The organism is Microbacterium sp. zg-Y1090 (assembly GCF_030246945.1).
In the GTDB taxonomy this organism is placed as follows: Bacteria; Actinomycetota; Actinomycetes; order Actinomycetales; family Microbacteriaceae; genus Microbacterium; species Microbacterium wangruii.
Genome location: NZ_CP126742.1, coordinates 2,362,792 through 2,385,730, shown reverse-complemented (window position 1 = coordinate 2,385,730; position 22,939 = coordinate 2,362,792). Strand labels below are relative to the sequence as shown.

Annotated in this window: 21 protein-coding genes; 13 read left to right on the top strand and 8 right to left on the bottom strand. The window is 71.0% G+C overall.

The genetic code is table 11. The features are described 5' to 3' along the window. Positions 1 to 9 precede the first annotated feature (9 nt). On the top strand, positions 10 to 669 hold the full coding sequence (locus tag QNO26_RS11345) for a ComF family protein (RefSeq protein WP_257526580.1): 660 nt from the start codon (positions 10 to 12) through the stop codon (positions 667 to 669). Positions 670 to 757: 88 nt separating this feature from the next. Beyond that, positions 758 to 1,411, top strand: coding sequence for a ribosome hibernation-promoting factor, HPF/YfiA family (hpf, locus tag QNO26_RS11340; protein ID WP_257526581.1), 654 nt, complete (start codon positions 758 to 760; stop codon positions 1,409 to 1,411). 160 nt (positions 1,412 to 1,571) lie between these two features. Here the strand turns inward: hpf and QNO26_RS11335 are convergent, their stop codons facing one another. Next, positions 1,572 to 2,903: a coiled-coil domain-containing protein gene (locus QNO26_RS11335; protein ID WP_257526582.1), complete on the bottom strand. Its 1,332-nt coding sequence runs from the start codon at positions 2,901 to 2,903 to the stop codon at positions 1,572 to 1,574. A gap of 178 nt (positions 2,904 to 3,081) precedes the next feature. Between QNO26_RS11335 and secA the strand changes: the two genes are divergently transcribed. The 3 genes from secA to QNO26_RS11320 all read left to right on the top strand — a co-directional run bounded on the left by secA (position 3,082) and on the right by QNO26_RS11320 (position 7,673). After that, positions 3,082 to 5,889 carry a preprotein translocase subunit SecA gene (gene secA / locus QNO26_RS11330; RefSeq protein ID WP_257526583.1) on the top strand — a complete coding sequence of 936 codons (2,808 nt, stop codon included), beginning with the start codon at positions 3,082 to 3,084 and terminating at the stop codon, positions 5,887 to 5,889. A gap of 134 nt (positions 5,890 to 6,023) precedes the next feature. Then, positions 6,024 to 7,250, top strand: coding sequence for a pyridoxal phosphate-dependent aminotransferase (locus tag QNO26_RS11325; protein WP_257526584.1), 1,227 nt, complete (start codon positions 6,024 to 6,026; stop codon positions 7,248 to 7,250). A 69-nt stretch (positions 7,251 to 7,319) separates the two neighbouring features. After that, positions 7,320 to 7,673, top strand: coding sequence for a hypothetical protein (locus QNO26_RS11320; protein ID WP_257526585.1), 354 nt, complete (start codon positions 7,320 to 7,322; stop codon positions 7,671 to 7,673). Between the two features lie 9 nt (positions 7,674 to 7,682). On the opposite strand, the gene QNO26_RS11315 is transcribed toward QNO26_RS11320, so the two are convergent. Then, positions 7,683 to 8,114: an Rv3235 family protein gene (locus tag QNO26_RS11315; protein ID WP_257526586.1), complete on the bottom strand. Its 432-nt coding sequence runs from the start codon at positions 8,112 to 8,114 to the stop codon at positions 7,683 to 7,685. 139 nt (positions 8,115 to 8,253) lie between these two features. Between QNO26_RS11315 and QNO26_RS11310 the strand changes: the two genes are divergently transcribed. Then, positions 8,254 to 8,850: a hypothetical protein gene (locus tag QNO26_RS11310; protein ID WP_257526587.1), complete on the top strand. Its 597-nt coding sequence runs from the start codon at positions 8,254 to 8,256 to the stop codon at positions 8,848 to 8,850. Positions 8,851 to 8,861: 11 nt separating this feature from the next. Here the strand turns inward: QNO26_RS11310 and QNO26_RS11305 are convergent, their stop codons facing one another. Beyond that, a complete protein-coding gene (locus tag QNO26_RS11305) occupies positions 8,862 to 9,143 on the bottom strand; it encodes a helix-turn-helix domain-containing protein (RefSeq protein WP_257526589.1) in 282 nt (93 codons plus the stop codon). A gap of 97 nt (positions 9,144 to 9,240) precedes the next feature. Here QNO26_RS11305 and QNO26_RS11300 point away from each other — a divergent pair, with 97 nt between their 5' ends. From QNO26_RS11300 to QNO26_RS11290, 3 genes are read left to right on the top strand one after another with little or no spacing between them, the layout of a single operon-like run. After that, positions 9,241 to 9,870, top strand: coding sequence for a hypothetical protein (locus tag QNO26_RS11300; protein ID WP_257526590.1), 630 nt, complete (start codon positions 9,241 to 9,243; stop codon positions 9,868 to 9,870). Next, positions 9,867 to 11,147, top strand: coding sequence for a CpaE/TadZ family protein (locus QNO26_RS11295; protein ID WP_257526591.1), 1,281 nt, complete (start codon positions 9,867 to 9,869; stop codon positions 11,145 to 11,147). The genes QNO26_RS11300 and QNO26_RS11295 overlap by 4 nt, the downstream gene beginning before the upstream one ends. Before the next feature lie 23 nt (positions 11,148 to 11,170). After that, on the top strand, positions 11,171 to 12,664 hold the full coding sequence (locus tag QNO26_RS11290; protein WP_257526592.1) for a sensor histidine kinase: 1,494 nt from the start codon (positions 11,171 to 11,173) through the stop codon (positions 12,662 to 12,664). Positions 12,665 to 12,727: 63 nt separating this feature from the next. Here QNO26_RS11290 and QNO26_RS11285 read toward each other — a convergent pair whose 3' ends face one another. Next, entirely contained in the window at positions 12,728 to 12,976 is a 249-nt protein-coding gene (locus QNO26_RS11285; protein WP_191718336.1) for a WhiB family transcriptional regulator, read from the bottom strand. 266 nt (positions 12,977 to 13,242) lie between these two features. On the opposite strand from QNO26_RS11285, the gene QNO26_RS11280 reads away from it, so the two are divergent. Then, positions 13,243 to 13,650 (top strand): histidine kinase, encoded by a 408-nt coding sequence (locus tag QNO26_RS11280; protein WP_257526593.1) that lies wholly within the window; start codon positions 13,243 to 13,245, stop codon positions 13,648 to 13,650. 4 nt (positions 13,651 to 13,654) lie between these two features. Here QNO26_RS11280 and bcp read toward each other — a convergent pair whose 3' ends face one another. Genes bcp through aroA form a run of 3 tightly spaced genes read right to left on the bottom strand, consistent with a single transcriptional unit; the run spans position 13,655 to position 16,565 of the window. Beyond that, positions 13,655 to 14,119 (bottom strand): thioredoxin-dependent thiol peroxidase, encoded by a 465-nt coding sequence (bcp, locus tag QNO26_RS11275; protein ID WP_257526594.1) that lies wholly within the window; start codon positions 14,117 to 14,119, stop codon positions 13,655 to 13,657. A gap of 9 nt (positions 14,120 to 14,128) precedes the next feature. Next, positions 14,129 to 15,193, bottom strand: a complete 1,065-nt coding sequence (rsgA, locus tag QNO26_RS11270; protein ID WP_257526595.1) for a ribosome small subunit-dependent GTPase A — start codon at positions 15,191 to 15,193, stop codon at positions 14,129 to 14,131. A 22-nt stretch (positions 15,194 to 15,215) separates the two neighbouring features. Continuing rightward, on the bottom strand, positions 15,216 to 16,565 hold the full coding sequence (gene aroA / locus QNO26_RS11265) for a 3-phosphoshikimate 1-carboxyvinyltransferase (RefSeq protein WP_257526596.1): 1,350 nt from the start codon (positions 16,563 to 16,565) through the stop codon (positions 15,216 to 15,218). A gap of 113 nt (positions 16,566 to 16,678) precedes the next feature. Between aroA and QNO26_RS11260 the strand changes: the two genes are divergently transcribed. Both QNO26_RS11260 and QNO26_RS11255 read left to right on the top strand, forming a co-directional pair. After that, positions 16,679 to 17,278 (top strand): sigma-70 family RNA polymerase sigma factor, encoded by a 600-nt coding sequence (locus QNO26_RS11260; protein WP_257526597.1) that lies wholly within the window; start codon positions 16,679 to 16,681, stop codon positions 17,276 to 17,278. Continuing rightward, positions 17,275 to 17,517 (top strand): zf-HC2 domain-containing protein, encoded by a 243-nt coding sequence (locus QNO26_RS11255; RefSeq protein ID WP_257526598.1) that lies wholly within the window; start codon positions 17,275 to 17,277, stop codon positions 17,515 to 17,517. The genes QNO26_RS11260 and QNO26_RS11255 overlap by 4 nt, the downstream gene beginning before the upstream one ends. An 18-nt stretch (positions 17,518 to 17,535) precedes the next feature. On the opposite strand, the gene QNO26_RS11250 is transcribed toward QNO26_RS11255, so the two are convergent. Continuing rightward, a complete protein-coding gene (locus QNO26_RS11250) occupies positions 17,536 to 21,225 on the bottom strand; it encodes a multifunctional oxoglutarate decarboxylase/oxoglutarate dehydrogenase thiamine pyrophosphate-binding subunit/dihydrolipoyllysine-residue succinyltransferase subunit (RefSeq protein ID WP_257526599.1) in 3,690 nt (1,229 codons plus the stop codon). Positions 21,226 to 21,399: 174 nt separating this feature from the next. Between QNO26_RS11250 and guaB1 the strand changes: the two genes are divergently transcribed. Further along, positions 21,400 to 22,869, top strand: a complete 1,470-nt coding sequence (guaB1, locus tag QNO26_RS11245; RefSeq protein ID WP_257526600.1) for a GMP reductase — start codon at positions 21,400 to 21,402, stop codon at positions 22,867 to 22,869. Positions 22,870 to 22,939: the final 70 nt, after the last annotated feature.

Sequence of the window (22,939 nt, the reverse complement as noted above, 5' to 3'; positions counted from 1 at the left end):
CACTGGGGCATGGCCCCGCTCCACCCGTCCGTGCGTGACGCGCTCGCCGCTGCGCTGGCGCTGGCCTTCCCCACGTGGTGCGCGGGGTGCGACGACCCCGACACGGCGCTGTGCGCCGACTGCCGCGCCGCCCTCGCACCACCCCGGCTGATCCTGCACCGCAGGCTGGGCGGCCTCGACGTGCACAGCGCCCTGGAATTCGACGGCGTAGCCGCGCGGGTGCTGCGGGCTTTCAAGGAGGAGGGGCGGACGACCCTGGCCACCGCCCTCGCCCCGGCGCTCGCCGCGGCTCTGGGATCGTGCGGGGAGAGCACCGCGGTCGTGCCGGTTCCTTCGACGGCGGCGGCCGTGCGGCGGCGGGGCTACCGGCCGGTCGAACTGCTCGCCCGTCGCGCGGGTGCCCGCCCGTGGCGCCTGCTGCGGGTGGTGCGCGCCAGCGCCGACCAGCGCGGCCTCACCCGCGCAGCACGTGCGCAGAACGTCGCCGGATCGCTGGAGGCGGCGCCTGCCGCGGCAGGACGGCGCGTCGTGCTCGTGGACGACGTCGTGACCACCGGGGCCACTCTCGCCGAGGCGGCGAGAGCCTTGCGGGCTGCCGGGGCGCAGGTCGTGGCGGCGGCGACGGTGGCCGCCACGCCGCGGCACGGCGCGCGCCTGTCGGGGATGTGACACCGGCGCGGCCGAAGGGTAGCGTTGCAGGTACAAGGCGACTGATGGTCCGCCCTTGGCCGGGCGGACCGGAACAAGGAGGTCAAGGATGGATACCAGCATTGTCGGCGTGGGAGTGGGAATCAGCGATCGATTCCGCACCGTTGTCGAAGACAAGGCTCAGCGTGTAGAGCACCTTGCTCCGCGGGCCCAGCGGCTGGACGTCAAGGTGACCCACCGCGCCTACCACAACGGCCGCATGGAAGACGAGACGGTCGAGCTCACCCTCACCGGCAAGGGTCCGCTGGTGCGGGCCGAGGCCACGGACGGTGACAAGTTCGCGGCACTGGACCTCGCCGTCGACAAGCTCGCCGAGCAGCTGCGTCGCGCCAAGCAGAAGCGACTGGATGCTCGCGACAAGCCGCGCGGCGCGACCTTCAAGAAGGAGAACGGCTCGCTGGAGGGCATCGACGTGCAGCCCGCATCGGCCGACGTGCTCAAGGCCGTCGCCACCGGCTCCGTGCCCGTGCAGACCGACCCCGAGGAGGAAGCCGACTACACCCCGGTCGTCATCCGCACCAAGGAGTTCGCCGCGGAGTGGATGACGGTCGAAGAGGCGGTCGACCGCATGGAGCTGGTCGGCCATGACTTCTTCCTCTTCATCGACGCCCGCACCGATCACCCGAGCGTCGTGTACCGGCGCAAGGGCTGGGACTACGGCGTCATCTCGCTGACCGCCGCCGCGCCGCCGGCTGCGTCGTAGCAGCAGACCTCGAAGCGGATGCCGCGTGGATCATCGCCTACACGCGGCATCCGCTTCTCTGTGCCCGGCGTCGACCCGACACGGGGTCGGGCAGGGGAGTGGGGCAGGCAGCGCCGCGGGCGCCGGCGGCGCACCGTGAAGGAGCCGACCTGCGCGGGGCTCAGTCGAACATGCCGTCCAAGAGGCTGCCGATGACGAGCCCGCCGAGGATTCCGCCCATGACGTTGTTGCCGCCGGGGCCGCCGCGTCCGCCGCCCCAGCCGCCCTGCGGGCCGCCCCATCCCGCATCGGGGCGGGAGGAGTCGATGTCGCGCTGGGCGTACTGCAGCGCCTCGGAGGCCAGCAGCCCGCAGCGGCGCGCATCGGCGAGAGCGCGCTCCCTGTCGTCCTCGGCGATCGGACCCGCCGCGACCGACGCCAGCCCGAGGCGCAGGCTCTCGGCCTCGGCGAGGCGCGTGCGCGCGTCGGCCCCGATCCAGCCGCGGTGGCCGGAGATGACCGATCGGGCCACGGCCAGCTGGCGGTCGGCGTCGTCGATGGCGTGACGCACGTGCGCCTCGTCGGGGAGCGGGCGCGCCGCCCGCTCGCGCGCCAGTGCGATCGCGGCATCCAGCGCGGCGTTCTTCTCACGCAGCACCGTGAGCTCTGCGAAGGGGTCGGCCTTGCCACCGGCAGGGGTGAGGTCGTTGAGGGCGCGCTCCAGCTCCGCCGTGGCGCGGGTGACAGCCGGCACCTGGGGTGCGGTGCGCGCGACGACGATGTCCTCGCGGGAGTCGGCCACGACGGCCGCCAGCGTCGACTGGGCGCGCAGAGCCTCGACCTCGAAGTCGTCGACGGCGTCGAGCAGCGTTCCCGCCCGTCGCACCGCCTCCATCGACGCTTCGAGCGCGACGTTGGCGGGCCCGCGCTCACCGGCGTCGCGGCGGCGCTCGGCGACATCGGCGCCGTGCTCTGCGAACTCCAGCAGCGCAGCGGCCTCGTCAGGATTGCCCGACACCCGCTGCGCGGCAGCGGGGGCGTAGCGCGAGTTGACGCGTTCGACCACGGCGCGGGCGGTCGACAGGCGCGCGGTGAGGCGGGCGACGTCGGCACGGATGCCGGCGAGGATCTCGGGGGCGCGGCGCGCGCGCTCGATGCGCTCGGCCAGGGCGCCGGTGCGGTCGTCGATCAGATCGTCCGCCCACTCGCACAGCTGGACGATGCGGGCGTTGCGCGTGCGCAGCTCCTCGACGGTGTCGGGGATGTCGTCGTGGTTGAGCTGATTGAGGTGGAACGCCTCGCCGAGGTGGTGACGCACCGCCGCCAGCGCTTCTCGGAGCTCGACCGTGGCGTCGGCGCCGAGCTCGGCGTCGGCGAACACGAGCTCGTCGCTGATGGAGCGCAGTCGCTCATCCGTTGCCACGAGCGCTGCTCCCGCGCGTCGGGCCAGATCAGCGTCCTGCTCCTGCAGCTCCTGCTGCTCGCGCTTGCGCTTTCCCCAGAATCCGGCCATGTGATGATCCTAAAGGCGCAGCCGCTGCGCGCGCCGAGGTTCGCTCACGGCGAGAGGGTCGACGCGACGTTCGGGCGACGCCGAGGTCACAGGCGGATAACATGGCGATGTATGCCCGCGCGCCCGAGCGTGACGGTGCCGGCGCAACCCGCGCCCGAACGACAGATGGAGATGCCCCGTGGCCAACCCTCTCGAGAAACTGCTCCGTGCCGGTGAGGGGCGCGTGCTCAGGCGCCTGCAGCAGGTCGTCAAGGCGGTCGGCGCCCTCGAAGAGGACTACACCCAGCTCACCGACGAGGAGCTGCGCGGCGAGACCGCCGAGCTGCGCGCCCGCTACGAGGCCGGTGAGACGCTCGACCAGCTCATGCCCGAGGCCTTCGCCGCCGTGCGTGAGGCGGCCAAGCGCACCCTGGGCCAGCGCCCCTACGACGTGCAGGTGATGGGCGGCGCAGCGCTTCACCTCGGCAACATCGCCGAGATGAAGACCGGTGAGGGCAAGACCCTGACCGCGGCGCTCCCGGTGTACCTCAACGCCATCGCCGGCAAGGGCGTGCACGTCATCACCGTCAACGACTACCTCGCCTCCTACCAGGCCGATCTCATGGGCCGCGTCTACCGCGCGCTCGGCATGACCTACGGCACGATCGTGGCCGGCCAGAACCCGCAGGTGCGCCGCGAGCAGTACGCCGCCGACATCACCTACGGCACCAACAACGAGTTCGGCTTCGACTACCTGCGCGACAACATGGCCTGGCGCAAGGAGGACCTGGTCCAGCGCGGCCACTTCTTCGCCATCGTCGACGAGGTGGACTCCATCCTCATCGATGAGGCACGCACCCCGCTGATCATCTCCGGCCCGTCCTCGGGCGAGGCGAACCGGTGGTTCGTGGAGTTCGCGAAGATCGCCAAGACGCTCGAAGCGGGAGTCGACTACGAGGTCGACGAGAAGAAGCGCACGATCGGCGTGCTCGAGCCGGGCATCGAGAAGGTCGAGGACTACCTCGGCATCGACAACCTGTACGAGTCGGCCAACACACCCCTCATCTCGTTCCTGAACAACTCGATCAAGGCGCTCGCACTGTTCAAGCGCGACGCCGACTACGTCGTGATGAACGACGAGGTCATGATCGTCGACGAGCACACCGGCCGCATCCTCGTCGGCCGCCGTTACAACGAAGGCATCCACCAGGCGATCGAGGCGAAGGAGGGTGTTCCAGTCAAGGCCGAGAACCAGACCCTCGCCACGGTCACGCTGCAGAATTACTTCCGCCTGTACGAAAAGCTCGCCGGCATGACGGGTACCGCCGAGACCGAGGCGGCGGAATTCATGTCGACCTACAAGCTCGGCGTCGTTCCGATCCCCACCAACAAGCCGATGATCCGCAAGGATCAGCCCGACCTGGTGTACAAGAACGAGCAGGCGAAGTTCACCCAGGTCGTCGAGGACATCGCCGAGCGCCACGCAGCCGGGCAGCCGGTGCTGGTGGGCACCGTGAGCGTGGAGAAGAGCGAGTACCTCTCCCGGCTGCTGGCCAAGAAGGGCATCAAGCACGAGGTCCTCAACGCCAAGAACCACGCGCGTGAAGCCGAGATCGTCGCCCGTGCCGGGCGCCTGGGCGCCGTGACCGTCGCGACGAACATGGCCGGTCGAGGCACCGACATCATGCTCGGCGGCAACGCCGAGTTCCTCGCGGTGCAGGAGATGAAGGCCAAGGGTCTCGACCCCGCCGAGACCCCCGAGGAGTACGAGGCGGAGTGGGACGCGGTGTACACCGCGGTGCGCGACACCGTCGCGGAGGAGGCCGAGAAGGTCGTCGCCGCCGGCGGCCTGTACGTTCTGGGCACCGAGCGTCACGAGTCGCGCCGCATCGACAACCAGCTGCGCGGCCGCTCCGGTCGACAGGGCGACCCCGGAGAGAGCCGGTTCTACCTGTCGCTGACCGACGACCTGATGCGCCTGTTCCAGTCGGGGGCCGCCGAGGCGATCCTCGCGCGCACCAACTTCCCCGACGATGTCGCGATCGAGTCGACCATGGTCTCGCGGGCGATCAAGAGCGCCCAGTCCCAGGTCGAATCCCGCAACGCCGAGATCCGCAAGAACGTCCTGAAGTACGACGACGTCCTCAACCGGCAGCGCGAGGCGATCTACGCCGACCGCCGTCACATGCTCGAAGGTGATGACCTGTCGGACCGCATCTCGCACTTCATCGAGGATGCGATCGGCTCGGTCATCGACGACCACACCTCGTCGGGCCACACCGAGAGCTGGGACTTCGACGCCCTGTGGACGGAGCTGAAGACCCTGTACCCGGTCTCGGTCACGATCGACGAGGTCGTCTCCGAAGCCGGCCACAAGGGCCGCATCACCCCGGAGATCCTCAAGCGCGAGATCCTCTCCGACGCCAAGATCGCATACGAGCGCCGCGAGGAGTCGCTGGGTTCGCCGGCGATGCGCGAGCTGGAGCGTCGCGTCGTGCTGCAGGTGCTCGACCGCCGCTGGCGCGACCACCTGTACGAGATGGACTACCTCAAGGACGGCATCGGCCTGCGCGCGATGGCTCAGCGCGACCCGCTGATCGAGTACCAGCGCGAGGGCTATCAGATGTTCCAGGCGATGATGGGGCAGATCAAGGAGGAGTCGGTCGGGTTCCTCTACAACCTCGAGGTCGAGGTGCGTCGCACCGACGGCCAGGAGGCCGAGGTCGAGGCGAAGGGCCTCGTCGCTCCCGAGCAGCCGCGGCTGGAGTACTCCGCGCCCAGCGACTCCGGTGACGTCGAGGTGCGCAACGAGCGCGGCCAGGTGCAGCAGGCGGCGACCGCCCGGCTGCGCGAGGCTCGGGCCGCCGGAGCGCCCGGCGCCGTCGTCGACGCCGAGCCGCAGGAGGGCGCCCGCGGCGCGTTCGGCCAGCGCACGGAGGCCGCGGCCCCCGGTGCGAGCGGTGGGCAGAACCGCGCACAGCGCCGCGCCGCCGGCAAGAAGAAGTAGCACCGAAGGCATCCCGCCCGCCGCAGGCGGGAGGGCGCACCGGCGCAGGACGACTCCCACGGGAGCCTCCTGCGCCGGTGGTGTCTGCGGCGCCGGCGCAGGAGACGCCCCGGCGACGGGGATATCCTGATCCGATGAGCCCGCTGCGCACGCTCGACCAGTCGAGCAAGCTGAAGAACGTCCTCTACGAGATCCGCGGTCAGGCCCTTGTGGAGGCCGACCGGCTCGAGGCCGACGGGCACACGATCCTGAAGCTCAACACCGGCAACCCGGCGGCGTTCGGGTTCGAAGCGCCCTTCCAGATCGTGCGGGACATGATCGAGGCGGTGCCCCAGGCGCACGGTTACAGCGACAGCCGCGGCATCATGTCGGCGCGGCGGGCCGTGGTCTCCCGCTATGAGCAGACGCCGGGATTCCCGCTGTTCGATCCCGACGACGTCTACCTCGGCAACGGCGTCTCCGAACTGATCACGATGACCATGCAGGCGCTGCTGGACGAGGGTGACGAGGTCCTCATCCCCGCGCCGGACTACCCGCTGTGGACGGCGATGACGAGCCTCGCCGACGGCACGCCGGTGCACTACCGCTGCGACGACGCCGCCGGCTGGCAGCCCGACCTCGAGGACATCCGTGCCAAGGTCACCCCCCGCACCAAGGCGATCGTCGTGATCAACCCCAACAATCCCACCGGCGCGGTCTACAGCCGCGAGGTGCTGCAGGGGATCGTGGACATCGCGCGCGAGCACTCGCTGCTGCTGCTGTCCGACGAGATCTACGACCGCATCCTGTTCGACGGCGCCGAGCACATCCCGCTCGCGACCCTCGCCCCCGATCTGCTGTGCCTGACCTTCAACGGTCTGTCCAAGACCTACCGCGTGGCCGGCTACCGCTCCGGCTGGCTGGTCATCACCGGCCCGAAGAAGCATGCGGCCGGGTTCCTGGAGGGCATCCAGCTGCTGGCATCCACCCGCCTGTGCCCGAACGTCCCCGCGCAGCACGCGGTGCAGGCGGCGCTGTCGGGCGTGCAGTCGATCGACGCGCTCATCGCCCCATCCGGGCGGCTGCACGAGCAGCGGGATGCCGCGTGGCAGGGCCTGGAGGCGATCCCCGGTGTCACGTGCCACAAGCCCGCCGGCGCGCTGTACGCCTTTCCTCGACTCGACCCCGAGGTCTACGAGATCCACGACGACAGCCGCCTCGTCTACGACTTCCTCGTCGCCGAGCACGTGCTGCTGGTGCCGGGGACCGGGTTCAACTGGCCCACGCCCGACCACCTGCGCATCGTGACCCTCCCCGAGGCGCGTGTGCTCACCGAGGCGATCGAGCGGCTGGGGAACTTCCTGTCCTCCTACCGCCAGTGACCGGAGCGGACGCGCCGCGTCCCGTCAAGCCTCTGCCGGCCATCGCCGCCGCTTCCTATCGTCGGGCGCATGGCAATCGAGCTGAACAGACCCGCCCTGCGTCACGCGCGCGCCCTCATCCGCGACGGCAAGGTCGTCCGCGACGAGCGCGACGACTGGTCCGAGGCCGCGCCCGATGCGGATGAGGAGAACGCCTTCATCGACAAGGCCGGCTGGACCGAGTACTCCCATTGGCACCTCGGCGTCGACCGCAGCGAGAACGCGCAGACCAAGAAGGCTTACACGTTCCCGTTCGGCAACTTCCAGCGCGTGCACCGCTCCGGGGTCATCTCCGGCGAGAGTCGCGCCGCGCAGTACGATCACGCGGAGATCCGCGACGCGCTCGCCTCCCTGCTGACGTTGATCGACGACGGCGACCGTTAGGCCGCGACGTCACAGGAGCGCCAGCGAGGTGGCACGCCACCGGTGGTCCATCCCCTCCAGCCGGATCGCCACCGCGCGCGTGCGTGCCGGTCCGGACACCACCACCACCGCCTCCACGACGCCGTCCAGCGGTGAGGACTGCCGGATCGTGCCGATGGTGTGCACCGGGCGGGCGGCGGGCACCCCGCGGGCGCTGCGGGCACGCGCTGCGAGGTTGGCCCGCGTCACCAGGGCGCGGTAGGTCTCCTCGGTGAACCAGCGCGCGAGCTGGTCGACTTCGCGCACTCCCGCCAGCACCTCCAGCACGCCCCGGGTGAGGTTGCGCAGCAGCGGCTCGGGGTCGGGAAGATCCTCGGCGGAGGTGCGCTGCGGCGCGAGGAAGTCGTCGACAGCGATGCTCGTCGAGACGGCTCGCGGCGCCGGAGAGGGGGAGGGGAGCATCAGGCTTCCTTTCTCTCGGCGGATCGCGCAGCGGGAAGTGGCACGAGTGAACCACAACGCCAGGACGGCGCGGGATGAGAATGCTCCAACCTGTGGACAACCGGGAGGGACGACGGCGGCCGGGCGCTACATTCGCGGAATGCGCTGGGACCGCCTGTTCGAGGACCTCGAGGACCAGCTCGCGTCCGAATGGGAAGCCGAGCGGGCGGCGCTCGACACCGAGGCCGAGCGACTGCGGCTGTCCAAGCTCACGCTGCGTGAGCGGCTGCGCGCGCTCGCGGGGGCGGATGCCGCCGTCTCCGCGGAACTGCGCGACGGCACCGTCGCCGCCGGCACGGTCTCTTCCGTCGGTGCGGACTGGTTCGCACTGGACACGGCCACCCGCCGCAGTGCGGCGATGCTGGTGCCGCTGGCGGCCCTGACGGCGCTGGGGCTGGCGCAGGAAGAGCTGCTGCGCACCGCGCGACCCGGGCAGCCGGCCGCACGTCTGGCGGATCGGATGACACTGGGGTTCGTGCTGCGCGACCTGTCGCGACGGCGCATCCCGGTGGCCGTGGGCGTGGGGCCGGGCCGCGTGCTCACCGGCACCATCGACCGTGCGGCGGCCGACCATCTGGACCTCGCCCTGCACGATCGGGATCGGCCACGTCGTGCGGGAGAGGTCAGCGGACACCGCATCGTCGCGACCGATGCCGTGTCGTGGGTGCGGCTGGACGCCACGGTCCCGCTGGGGTGAGCCGGCGGGCCTCAGTCCGGGCGGTGCACCGTCCCCCGGCCCCACAGCTCGGGGAAGCTCGCCGCGTTGGACTCCCGCCACAGCGCCATGCGCCGCGCCTCCTCCGCCTGGGCGTCGAGATACTCCTCGACGCTGTCGTGCTCGATGCGCCACCGCGCCGGCGAACCCACCTTCATACCGCGGAGCCTGCCGTCGAGCACGAGGGCGACCACCTCGTCGACGGTCACGCTCAGCAGCTCGGCGACCTGCGCGGGGGCGAGCAGGCGCGCCTCGGAGGGGGTCATGCGGGGCATGCCCTCATTATCGGTGTCCGGGGGCGTTGCGGGCGCCCCCGCACCGGGCTGTGGATAACCTTCGGCACATCCTCAGTCTCTGGGTCACGATGGGGGCATGAGCGCACCGGAGATCCCGCCCGCGCGAAAGCGGGCGCCATGGGCCGACGTCAGGTTCGCCCTCGGCGTCGTCCTGATCGTCGCGTCGGTGGCCGGGGTCTGGTTCGTGGTGTCGGCGTCACGACAGACGGTGCCGGTGTTCGCCGCGGTGCGCACCATCGTGCCGGGTGAGGCCATCGACGCCGCGGCCGTGCAGGTCGTCGACGTCGCGCTCGGCCAGGTCAGGGAGGCATACGCCGCCCCGGGACTGCTCGAGCCGGACGCGATCGCCACGCGCACGATCACGTCGGGAGAGCTGGTGCCGCTGAGCGCCGTCGGCCCCGCGTCGTCGGGCGATCTCACCTCGGTGGTGCTGCGATCCACGACCGATGTGCCTGCGAGCGTCGCGGCGGGCACGCGGGTCGAGGTGTGGTCGGCGCCCGCGATGGAGCGCGGCCAGTTCGATCAGCCCCGCATCCTCGTGCCGGACGCGACCGTCGCCACCGTCACGCGTGATGACTCCGTGCTCGGCTCCGACGGGGCGGCGCTCGAACTCATCATCCCGCGCGCCGACGTCGCGGCCGCTCTGGCGGCGGTGGCCGGTGGGGCCGCACTGTCGGTCGTGCCCCTGGCGGGCGGTGGCCGGTGACCACCGCGGTCGTGGCCGTCGACGGCGCCGCCGCCTCCGACATCGCGCTGAGCCTGGAACGGCACGGCGTGCAGGCCTCGGCGGCGGTGAACGCGGCCGCTCCCGCGCGCGCGGCGGCGGACCCTCTTCTGGACGATGCCGGGCGGGAGCTGCTGGCGGTCGTCACCGCCGCCGACCTGCTCCTCCTCGAGCTGCGGCGGGACACGATCGCCCCCGCACTGGTCTCGCTGTGCGACCGGCACGGGGTTCGCATCGTGCCGCTGTGCGCTGCCGCAGGGGAGGGCCGCCTGGCAGAGCTCTACGGACTGGCCGCACCGCTGCCGCTGACCGACCTCGAAGCGCTTCCGCGAGCCCTCGCGATGGATGCCGTACCGGCCGCCCCGCCGACGGCGCCGGCGGCGTCGGGCAGGGTGATCGCGGTGTGGGGGCCGACAGGGGCGCCGGGGCGCAGCACGCTCGCCGTCGAAATCGCCGTCGAACTGGCCCGCGACGGCCGCAGGGTGGGCCTGGTCGATGCCGACACCCACGCTCCGTCGCTCGCCCTCGCTCTGGGGCTGGCCGATGAGGGGCCGGGGTTCGCGTCCGCCTGCCGTCAGGCGGAGCAGTCCACGCTCACCTCCGCCGAGCTCAGCCGGATCGGCGTGCCGCTCGGCCGCGGTGTCGAGGTGCTCACCGGGCTGAACCGCCCCGGCCGTTGGCCGGAGCTCACCGGCGACCGCATCACGGCGGCGCTGGACGTCTGCCGCCGGTGGGCGGACGAGATCGTCGTGGACGTGGCCGCGTCGCTGGAGCGCGACGAGGAGATCGTCAGCGACCTGGCGGGGCCGCGCCGCAACGCGGCCACACTGGCGGTGCTGCAGGCTGCCGACCTCGTGGTGGCCGTGGCCGCGGCAGACCCCGTCGGCATCGCGCGGTTCGTGCGAGGGCACGCCGACCTGCGAGCCACGATCGGCGCCACACCGGTGGTCGTGGTGGTGAATCGGCTGCGCGCCGGTGCGCTGGGGGTCGATGCGCGCGGACAGGTGCGGGCGACGCTCGAGCGGTTCTGCGGCATCCGCGACGTGTGGTTCGTTCCGCTGGACACCCGCGCCGCGGATGCCGCGATGCTGTCGTCCCGGCCGGTGCGGGAGGTGGCGGGGCGCAGCGCGCTGTCCTCGGCGGTGCGCCGGCTTGTCGGCGAGGCGCTGGCGCCGGTGGCTGCGGAGTCCGCGCCCGCCGCACGGCCGCGCCGCGAGCGCGCAGGCCGGAGGGGGTGGTCGTCGGCGCGGACCGCCTGAGTGCACCCGATTAGGCTGAAAGGATGTCGACGCTCAGCGATCTCGTCTATGCCCAGGGATGGGCCACCGCCGACGATGTGGAGTGGCTGCACCGCCTCGCCGGCGACAGCCAGCTGCTGGCCGATCTGGCGTTCGCCGACATCGTCATCTGGGTTCCGACCGCGGACGGCTCCTTCATCGCGGTGGCGCACACCCGGCCGAGCGGCGCGGCCACGCTGTTCTACCGTGACATCGTGGGCGACCTCATGCGCCCGCAGTGGCGCACGCAGGTGCGCGACGCGTTCACCGGCGCCCGCATCGTGGATTCCGCCTCGCCCGACTGGTTCGAGGAGACCCCCACGCGGGTGCGGGCGGTGCCGATCGTGCGGGAACGGGCCACGGGCGATGACCCCCCCCGGGTGCTCGGCGTGCTCACCCGCCACACCAACCTCGGTGAGACCCGCACGCCGTCGCGCCAGCAGATCACCTTCAACGACTGCGCCGACGACCTGTTCGCGATGGTCGCCTCGGCCGACTTCCCCGACCTGACCGCCCCCACCTCGCCGCGCCGCGGCGCGCCGCGCGCCTCGGACGGCCTCATCCGCCTCGACCCCGACGGGGTGACCACGTTCGCCAGCCCCAACGCGCTGTCGGCGTTCAACCGGCTGGGCTTCGAGGAGGAGCTGGAAGGGGAGTCGCTCGTCGAGGTCACCACCGGCATCCTCCCCGCGTCACGGCAGTTCGACGAGTCCCTGCCCGTCGTGGTCAGCGGGCGCGCGCCCTGGCGGGCCGACATCGAGGCGCGGGGCGTCACGGTCTCGCTGCGGACCATTCCGCTGCGCGATCACGACCAGCGGATCGGCGCGATCGTGCTGTGCCGCGACGTGACGGAGATCCGCCACCAGGAGCAGGAGCTCATCACGAAGGATGCGACGATCCGTGAGATCCACCACCGGGTGAAGAACAACCTGCAGACGGTCGCATCGCTGCTGCGCATCCAGGCGCGACGCACGCATTCCGACGAGGCGCGGGAGGCGCTCACGCAGGCGATGCGGCGGGTGTCGGCCATCGCGGTGGTGCACGACACCCTCTCCGGCGGCCTCGCCCAGAACGTGGACTTCGACGACGTCTTCGCGCGGGTGCTCAAGCTCGTCGCCGAGGTCGCCGCAGCGCCGAACACACGCGCGCGCACGCGCACCACCGGCCGCTTCGGCACGTTGCCCAGCGAGTACGCCACGCCGCTCGCCCTCGCGCTGACCGAGCTCGTGACCAACGCGGTCGAGCACGGGCTCGCCGGCAAGGAGGGCGACGTGGAGATCGCCGCCGAGCGATCCGATGACCGACTCGCGGTGAGCGTGCGCGACACGGGGATCGGCCTGCCGGAGGGTCAGGTGGGTCGCGGTCTGGGAACGCAGATCGTGCGCACCCTCATCCAGGGTGAACTGGGTGGCACGATCGACTGGCACACGATCGTGGGAAGCGGCACCGAGGTGACTATCGACATCCCCCTGCGCTACATCAAGCGCAGTGCCGGCTGACGTCGAGCGATGATGCCGCTGCGTCGCGATGGCGCCCCCCGGCACCATCGCGACGGCACGGCGTCAGCTGGCGCGGCGGGCGCGGGCGGCGCGGCGCTTGAGGGCGCGGCGCTCGTCCTCGGAGAGACCGCCCCAGACGCCGGAGTCCTGACCGGTCTCCAGGGCGTACTGCAGGCAGATCTCGGTGACCGTGCAGCGGGCGCACACAGCCTTGGCCTTCTCGATCTGCTCCACGGCGGGGCCGGTGTTGCCCACAGGGAAGAACAGTTCGGGGTCGACGGTCAGGCAGGCAGACTTGTCGCGCCAATCCATATCAGGATGCTCCTTATTCGGGGGGAATGTTCACGTGCGTGTCAGTGTGCCGAATCGGGTATCCGGTACTCTGGGGAAATGCGAGCCTCTGCTCGCCCCACGGCGCTGTGGGAGCACACAACCTGACAATGCTTTCACAGTGCGACGAGTCCGGGCAAGAGTGAAGCCTGGGGTGTTCCGAGGAACTTGCTGTGCGGTGGCGGAGCGGGTTGACGATTCACACAACGACCCGCTGGATTCCGGAAGCTGACTCGAGGATGCCGACAATGCCTGCTCTGACCCCTGCCGAACGCGTCGCCGGTGTGCTGCTGGCTCTGCAGGCGCTGGGCGTGGCGGCCCTCGTCGTGTGGGAGGCGGCCGCGCTCGCCGGAGGCGACACGCTTTCGGTGCCGACGGCGATCGCCCTGCTGGTGGTCACCGGCCTCGGCGCGGTCGCGATGGGGGCGTTCGCGTTCGCGGTGCTGCGCGACGAGTCGTGGGGCCGCTCGGGCGGGATCGTCCTGCAGCTGCTGCTGCTGGCCGTGGCCCTCGGCGCGGCCACCGGGACATTCGGCGACGGCGCGCTGGCGCTGGCCCTGGCTGCTCCCGCGCTGCTGACCCTCGTGCTGCTCATCCTGAGCGTCCGGGCTGCGGCTGCGCGGCACCCGCGCGACGACGCGCAGCCCGGCGCCTGAGGGCTCAGGCGATCTGCAGCAGCGTGCGCAGACGGGCGACGTGTCCGGTCGCGCGCACGTTGTAGAGAGCCTGCTCGATCACGCCGTCCGCGTCGATGACGAAGGTCGAGCGGATGACGCCCTCGACGACCTTGCCGTAGTTCATCTTCTCGCCCCACGCGCCGTAGGCCTCGTGCACGGCGTGGTCGGGATCGCTGAGCAGATCGAAGCTGAGCCCGTCGCGCTCGCGGAAGGTGCGCAGCTTCGCCGGCTCGTCACGCGAGACGCCGAGCACGGTGTAGCCGGCCGCCTGCAGCGCCGGGAAGCTGTCGCGGAAGTCGCACGCCTGCGTCGTGCAGCCGGGGGTCATGGCGGCCGGGTAGAAGTAGAGGATCACGCGACGGCCACGCAGTGACGAGAGCGAGACGGGGGTGCCGTCCTGGTCGTCGAGGGTGAACGCGGGCGCGGGGGAGCCGGGCTGGAGCTTCATCCCTCCAGCCTAAGGACGTGAGGCGGCGTTCCTGTCCCGCTCGGCGAAGGTCTCCAGCAGCCGCTGCAGCGAATCCACGCGCGCGGCGCCGTTGGGTCCGAGCCGGCCCTCGGCCAGTGCCTCCGCGATGGCGCAGTCAGGCGCATCGCGCAGGTGGGTGCAGCCACGCGGGCACTCTGCCGCCGCGGCGGCGAGATCGGTGTAGGCCGCGATGATGTTCGCCGGATCGACGTGGCCGAGGCCGAACGAGCGCACCCCGGGCGTGTCGATGACCCAGCCGCTGCCGTCGGCACCGTGGTAGCGCAGCGACACCGTGGAGCTCGACGTGTGGCGGCCGCGTCCGGTCACCTCGTTCACGTGGCCGGTGGCCCGGCGGGCCTCCGGGACCAACGCGTTGACGAGCGTGGACTTGCCCACCCCGGAGTGGCCGACGAACACCGTGGAGTGTCCCACCAGATGCCTGCCGATCTCGTCCACGGGCATGGCGCCCTGGGCGCTGGTGAACACCTGCAGCCCTTCGACGCCCTCGAAGTGGGACAGGAACGCGGTCGGGTCGGCCAGATCGGTCTTGGTCACGACGAGGAGCGGGCGGATGCCGGCATCCAGTGCCGCGATGAGATAGCGGTCGACGAGGCGCTCTCGCGGCTCGGGGTCGGCCGCGGCGACGACGACGAGCATCTGATCGGCGTTGGCGACGACGACCCGCTCCACCTGGTCGGTGTCGTCGGCCGAGCGGCGCAGCAGCGACGTGCGCTCCTGCAGCCCCACGATGCGCGAGAGGGTGCCGTCGGCTCCGGAGGTGTCGCCGACGATGCGGGCGAGGTCGCCGGTGACGATCGGGGTCTTGCGCAACTCGCGCGCGCGCACGGCCAAGGCGGTGTGCTCGTCGGGACCATCCTCGTCAACGAGCACCGTGTAGCGCCCCCGGTCCACGCCCAGCACCCGCGCGATGCGGGCGTCGGTGTGGGCGGGGCGGCGCTTCGTACGCGGGCGGTTCGCCTTGGGGTTGGGCCGCGTGCGGATATCGGCCTCGAAGTCGGGCTCGTCGTCGTCGTCGGGGTCGAGCCAGCTCATCGCGGGCTCCTCCTGCCTGCGGTCACCGCGCGGTGTCCGCCGCGTCGGCGCCGAGCATCGCCGCCCACAGTTCCGGGAACTGCGGGAGCGTCTTGGCGGTCGTGCCGATGTCGTCGACGACGACGCCGGGCACGAGCAGACCGATGAGCGCACCGGTGGTCGCCATGCGGTGGTCGTGGTGTGCGCGCCAGACGCCGCCGGTCAGGGGGCGGGGGACGATGCGGATGCCGTCGGGCAGCTCGTGCGCCTCGCCGCCCAGTGCGCGCAGGTTGCCCACCAGCGCGGCGATGCGGTCGGTCTCGTGGCCGCGGATGTGGCCGATCCCGGTGATGGTCGTGGGTCCGTCGGCGAAAGCCGCGAGGGCGCAGAGGGTGGGCGTGAGCTCACTGGCCGCGGACAGGTCGAGGTCGACGCCGTGGATGCCGCCGGCACCGGCCGTGACGGTCAGGGCGCCACCCCGCCGCTGCGTGCGGGCACCCATGACGGGGAGGATCTCGGTGAGGAGGGCTCCGGGCTGCGTCGAGTGCGCCGGCCAGCCGGTCACGGAGACGTGACCGCCGACGAGCATCGCCGCGGCCAGGAACGGCGCGGCGTTGGAAAGGTCGGGCTCGATCGCCACGTCCTTGGCGCGCACCGGGCCGGCCGGCACGATCCACTCCGTCGCGCTGGGCCGCTCCACGTGCACACCGCGGTGCCCGAGGGCTTCGACCGTCATGTCGATGTGGGGGATGCTGGGCAGGCGCGGCCCGACGTGACGCAGGGTCAGCCCGACGTCGAAGCGTGCCGCCGCCAGCAGCAGGCCGGAGACGAACTGGCTGGAACCGCTGGCGTCGATCTCGACCTCGCCGCCGCGCACGTGGCCATGGCCGTGCACGATGAACGGGAGCGACCAGGTGCCCTCGTCGTCGATGTCGTTGCCGACGGCGCGCAGGGCCTTGATCATCTCGCCCATGGGGCGGTGCAGAGCCGTCTCGTGGGCCGTCAGGGTCACCTCGCCCGAGGCGAAGCCGGCGATCGCCGCGACGAAGCGCATCACCGTGCCCGCCTGGCCGCAGTCCACGACCGCATCGCCGGTCAGCGGGCTGATCGGCGTGACCACGAGGTCGGGCCCGAAGTCGCCGGTCCCGGCGACCTCCTGCACCTCCACTCCCAGCGTCCGCAGCGCCTCGATCATGCGCGCGGAGTCATCGGAGTGCAGCGGCGAGATCAGCCTCCCGGGGCCCTCGGCGATGGCCGCCAGGATCAGTTCCCGGTTGGTCAGCGACTTGGATCCGGGGACGCTCACAACGGCATCCAGGGGGGCCTCAGCGGTGGGCGCGGCCCACCCGCCGTCATCGGCAGAAGGTGGGGAGGAATACTCAGCGACGCTCATCGCGTTCTACCCTAACGAAACGCGCCGTTTGCGCCAGGAAATGGAGAAAGATGTCCGTCACCCTTGACGAACCCCCGTGGGGCGTTCTGAGCGCGGACGTAGACTGGCCGGTGATGAGCGACCAAGTGGATGCCGCAGCGGACGCACGCGCCCAGTTCGAGGAGCAGGCGCTCCCGTTCATGGATCAGTTGTACGCAGCCGCGATGCGCATGACCCGCAACCCGGCCGACGCGGCCGACCTCGTGCAGGAGACGTTCGTGAAGGCCTTCGCCTCGTGGGCGTCGTTCACCCAGGGCACGAACCTGAAGGCGTGGCTGTACCGGATCCTGACCAACACCTACATCAACACCTACCGCAAGAAGCAGCGGGAGCCCTATCAGGGAACGCTCGACGACCTCGAGGACTGGCAGCTGGGGGGTGCGGAGTCCACCACGGCCACCAGCGCCCGTTCGGCGGAGGCCGAGGCCATCGACCGCATGCCCGCATCCGCGGTCAAGGAGGCGCTGCAGGCGATTCCCGAGGACTTCCGCCTCGCGGTGTACTTCGCCGACGTCGAAGGCTTCGCGTATCAGGAGATCGCGGACATCATGAAAACACCCATCGGCACCGTCATGAGTCGCCTGCATCGCGGCAGACGCCTCTTGCGGGAGCTGCTGGCCGACTATGCGAGAGAACGCGGGATCGACACGACCGCGACGAGGAGTGCGAAATGACCGACTGCGGCTGCGAGAAGGCTCGCCGGGACCTCGAGGAGTACCTGCGCAACGAGGTCTGCAAGACGGCGCACGCCGATATCACCGAGCATCTCGACCACTGTCCGGCCTGTCAGGACGAGGCGCTGGTCGCCAAGACACTGACCGACGTCGTGGCGCGTGCCTGCAAGGAGACGGCTCCCGAGGAGCTGCGCGACCAGGTGCTGGCGCGCCTGCGCGAGGCGCAGGCCGCGCACTGACCGTCCACGGCGCCGACCTCAGAGGGTGAGCGCCTGACGCAGGATCTCGGCCTGCTCGATCGCATGCTTCTTCGACGACCCGGTCGCGGTGGACGCCGCAGCCGAGCGGGAGACGCGGGCGATCGTGCGGCCGCGCAGGTGCTTGACGACCTCGAGCGCGATGAACGGCCAGGCGCCCTGGTTCTCGGGCTCGTCCTGCACCCACACCAGCTCGGCGTCGGGGTAGCTCTCGATGACGGCGTTGAGCTGATCGATCGGCGCGGGGGCGAACTGCTCCAGGCGCACCAGTGCGATCTCGGGGTTGGGCTTCTTCTCCAGCTCGGCCCGGAGGTCCCAGTGGATCTTGCCCGAGTGCAGCAGCACGCGCTTGACAGCCGACCGCTCCAGCCCGCGGTCGTCGTCGAGCACGGGCTCGAACTTGCCGGTGAGGAAGTCGTCCACCGCGCTGGTCGCTCCGCGCAGGCGCAGCATGGCCTTGGGGGTGAAGACCACCAGCGGGCGGCGCGGCCGGGCGTACGCCTGGCGCCGCAGCAGGTGGAAGTACGACGCCGGCGTCGAGGGACGCGCGACCGTCATGTTGTCCTGGGCGCACAGCTGCAGGTAGCGCTCGATGCGTGCCGAGGAGTGGTCGGGTCCCTGACCCTCGTAGCCGTGCGGCAGCAGCAGCACGACGCTGGACTGCTGGCCCCACTTCTGGTCGGCCGACGACAGATAGGTGTCGATGACGGTCTGGGCGCCGTCGGCGAAGTCGCCGAACTGCGCCTCCCAGAGCACCAGTGCGTCGGGACGCTCCACGGAGTAGCCGTACTCGAAGGCCATGGCCGCGTACTCGCTCAGCAGCGAGTCGTACGCCCAGAACCGGCCCTGGTTCTCGGACAGGTTCGTCAGCGGCAGCCACTCCTGGCCGTTGGCGCGGTCGTGGAGCACCGAGTGACGCTGCACGAACGTGCCGCGGCGGGCGTCCTGGCCGGCCAGGCGCACGTTGGTGCCCTCCAGCAGCAGCGAGCCGAAGGCCAGCAGCTCGCCGAAGGCCCAGTCGATCGAGCCGTTCCGGCTCATGTCGTTGCGCTTGTCCAGCAGCTGCTGCAGCTTGTTGTGCACCGTGAAGCCGTCGGGCTTGTTCACGAACGCGTCTCCGATGAGGTGCACCACCTCGCGCGAGACGCCCGTGCTCTCCGGCTCACCCGACGCGGGCTCGACCGCGGACGCGGCTGTCGCCGCATCGATGACGGGGGAGGAGCCGGTCTCGGCGGCGTGCGTCTCGGCGAACGCGATCTCGAGGCGCTCCTGGAAGTCGCGCTTGGCCTGCTCGTACTCCTCCTCGGTGATGTCGCCGCGGCCGACGAGCGCCTCGGTGTAGAGGCGCCGGACGGACCGCTTCGCCTCGATGAGGTTGGTCATCAGCGGCTGCGTCATCGAGGGGTCGTCGCCCTCGTTGTGACCGCGACGGCGATAGCAGACGAGGTCGATGACGACGTCGCGGTGGAACTCCTCGCGGTAGCGGAAGGCGAGCTCCGCCACGCGGACGACCGCCTCGGGGTCGTCCCCGTTCACGTGGAAGATGGGCGCCTGGATGGTCTTGGCGACATCGGTGGCGTACACCGACGTGCGGGCATCCTGAGGCAGGGTCGTGAAGCCGACCTGGTTGTTGACGACCACGTGCACCGTGCCGCCCGTGCGGTAGCCGCGCAGCTGCGACATCTGCAGCGTCTCGACCACGACGCCCTGACCGGCGAACGCCGCGTCGCCGTGCACGAGGATCGGCAGCCACGAGAAGGTGCCGATGGGCTTGCGGTCCTGCTTGGCCCGGACGATGCCTTCGAGCACGCCGTCCACGGTCTCGAGGTGCGACGGGTTGGCCGCCAGCACCACCGGCAGCTCCTTGCCGTTGTCGGCGATGAACGTCCCCTCGGTGCCGAGGTGGTACTTCACATCGCCGGATCCGCTCTTCGAGCCGATCGCGACGGAGCCCTCGAACTCCCGGAACACCTGGCCGTAGGTCTTGCCTGCGACGTTGGTGAGCACGTTGAGCCGGCCGCGGTGCGCCATGCCGATGGCCGCGCCGTCGAGGCCGGCGTCGGCCGCGCCGCGCAGCACCTGGTCCAGCAGCGGGATGAGCGACTCGCCGCCTTCGAGGCTGAAGCGCTTCTGGCCGACGTATTTGGTCTGCAGGAAGGTCTCGAAGGCCTCGGCCTCGTTGAGCTTGCTCAGCACCCGCAGCTGCTCGTCGTGGGTGGGCTTCTCGTACTTCGACTCGACGTTGTCCTGGAACCACGTGCGCTGCGCGGGGTCCTGGATGTGCATGTACTCGATGCCGAGGGTGCGGCAGTAGGAATCGCGCAGAACCCCGAGGATGTCGCGCAGCTTCATGGTGCGCTTGCCGGCGAAGCCGTTGGTGACGAACTCGCGGTCGAGGTCCCAGAACGTGAGGCCGTGGCTCTCGATCTCGAGGTCGGGGTGCGTGCGCTGCATGTACTGCAGCGGGTCGATGTCGGCCATGAGGTGGCCGCGCACGCGGAAGGAGTTGATGAGCTCCTGCACGCGCGCGGTCTTGTCCACGCGCTCGGCGAGGTCGACGTTGATGTCGTTGGCCCAGTGGATGGGCGCGTAGGGAATGCGCAACGCCGCGAACATGTCGCTGTAGAAGTCGTGCCCGCCCGTGAGCATCTCGTGCACGATCTTGAGGAACTGCCCCGAGCCGGCGCCCTGGATGACACGGTGGTCGTAGGTGCTGGTGAGGGTGATCGTCTTGCCGATGCCGAGGTTGACCAGCGTCTTCTCGCTCGACCCCTGGAACTCCGCCGGGTATTCCAGCGCGCCGGCGCCGACGATGCAGCCCTGGCCCTTCATCAGCCGCGGCACGGAGTGCACGGTGCCGATGCCGCCGGGGTTGGTCAGCGAGATGGTCGTGCCCTGGAAGTCCGCTGCGGTGAGCTTGTTGGCGCGGGCACGGGTGACGAGGTCCTCGTATGCCGAGAGGTACTCGCCGAACGTCAGGGTCTCGGCGCGCTTGATGCTCGGCACCAGCAGCGACCGCGAGCCGTCGGGCTTGGGCAGGTCGATCGCGATGCCCAGGTTGATGTGGGCGGGGGCCACGACCGACGGCTTGCCGTCGACCTCGGCGTAGGCGACGTTCTGGCTGGGGAAGATCTTCAGCGCCTGCACGATCGCCCACCCGATGACGTGGGTGAAGCTCACCTTGCCGCCGCGGGTGCGCGCCATGTGGTTGTTGATCACGATGCGGTTGTCGATCATGAGCTTGGCCGGCACCGTGCGCACGCTCGTCGCGGTGGGGACGGTCAGCGATTCGTCCATGTTCGCCGCGAGGGTCTTGGTCATGCCGCGCAGCGGAGTGACGACGTCCTCGCCCGCCTGCTCCGCCTCGCGCGGCTTGCGGTCCTGCGCCTGGGCGGGGATCGGCTGGGGCGCGGCGGGACGCGCGGTGGTGCGCGCCACCGGCTGCGTGCCGATCACCGGGATCGGAGCGGTCACCGGGTGAGGCTCGGCCTTGGGCGCGGGTGCGCCGGCCCCGGCGGACGCTGCGCCCGCGGCCTCCCCGGGCTGATAGGCCTCGAGCACCGGCCACCAGGCCTTGTCCACGGAGTTCTTGTCCGCCTTGTACTGCTCGTAGAGTTCATCGACGAGCCAGGCGTTTGCCCCGAACTCGCCTTCGCTCGAGGTTCCGACGCCGGTCACCTGGCTGGACACGCTGGATCGCCTGCTTTCTTCGGTGAAGTTCCGATTCGCGCGGCCTCGTCGTCGCCTGCGCGCACACAACAGTCAAGACTAACGCCTTTTGCCGGGCCATCTCAGGCCCGTGCTGACCTTTCGGGTGATTCGGATACTGGCCCGCCGGAGCACGTGCGCGGCTAGCGTGGCACCATGCGATTCTCCGGTGAGCGCCCCTCCGTGGATCTGACCTATTCGGACGTGTTCCTCGTGCCCCGCCATTCGTCGGTGCAGAGCCGTCTGGAGGTCGACCTCGCGCCCGGCGACGGCACCCCGGCGACCATCCCGCTGGTGTCGTCGAACATGAACTCCGTCACCGGGGCGCGACTGGCCGCGACCCTCGCGCGACGCGGCGGGCTCGGCGTGCTCCCCCAGGACATGGCGCTCCAGGAGCTGGATGCCGCCATCCGGTGGGTCAAGGACCAGCCGGTGCGGTGGGACACCCCGCTCGTGCTGCCCCCCGAGGCCACCGTCACCGACGCGCGGCGGCTGCTGCCCGCGACCGAGGGCCACGGCATCGTCGTCGCGCCCGCAACGGGGTCGGCGGCCGGAGGCGGCCTCCTCATGGACGACGTCATCGGCGTGGTGCCGGCCACGCGGCTCGGGACCGCCCTGGCCGACGCGCAGCTGGGTGACCTGGTGCGCGGTCGGGCGGCAGCGATCGACGCCGACGATGTGGAGACCCCGCGGCAGGCTTTCGACCTCATCGTGGCGGCCGACACCGACGTCGTGTGCGTTCTGCACCACGGGATGCTCGTGGGGACCCTGTCGCGACGCAGCGCGCTGCGCTCGGCGGTGTACCGGCCCGCCGTGGACCGTGACGGTCGGCTCATCGTCGCCGCGGCCATCGGCATCAACGGCGACGTGGCGGCCAAGGCCCGTGCCCTCGCGGCAGCGGGCGTCGACGTGCTCGTCATCGACACGGCGCACGGGCACCAGGACGGCATGCTGCGGGCGCTGCGCGCGGTGTCGGCTCTGGACCTCGGCCTCCCCATCGCGGCAGGCAACGTCGTGACCGGGGAAGGCGTGGCCGATCTGGTCGCGGCGGGCGCGTCGATCGTGAAGGTCGGGGTGGGCCCGGGCGCGATGTGCACGACCCGCATGATGACCGCGGTCGGCCGGCCGCAGTTCTCCGCCGTGCACGAGACGGCGCAGGCCGCCGCGGAACAGGGCGCCCACGTCTGGGCCGACGGCGGCGTGCGGTATCCCCGGGATGTGGCCCTCGCCCTGGCGGCGGGCGCCTCGTCGGTGATGATCGGGTCGTGGTTCGCCGGCACGATCGAGGCGCCGGGGGAGCTGCGGGAGGACGAGTCCGGACGCGCGTACAAGGAATCGTGGGGGATGGCATCCACGAAGGCGGTGCACGGGCGCTTCGGTCGGCTGGACCCGTATGAGCTCGCCCGCAAGGAACTGTTCGCCGAGGGCATCTCGTCGTCGCGGATCTACCTCGATCCGCTGCGCCCGGGCATCGAGGACCTCATCGACATGATCACCGCAGGAGTGCGGTCGTCGTTCACCTACGCCGGCGCGGCCACGGTGACGCAGTTCCACGAGCGTGCGATGGTCGGCCTGCAGTCGGCCGCCGGCTATGAGGAAGGCAAGGCGCTGCCCGTCAGCTGGTGATGCCGCTGACCCTGGCGCGGCCGGCGGATGCTGCGGGGAAACGCCCGGGGAGAGGAGAGGAGCGTGTCGT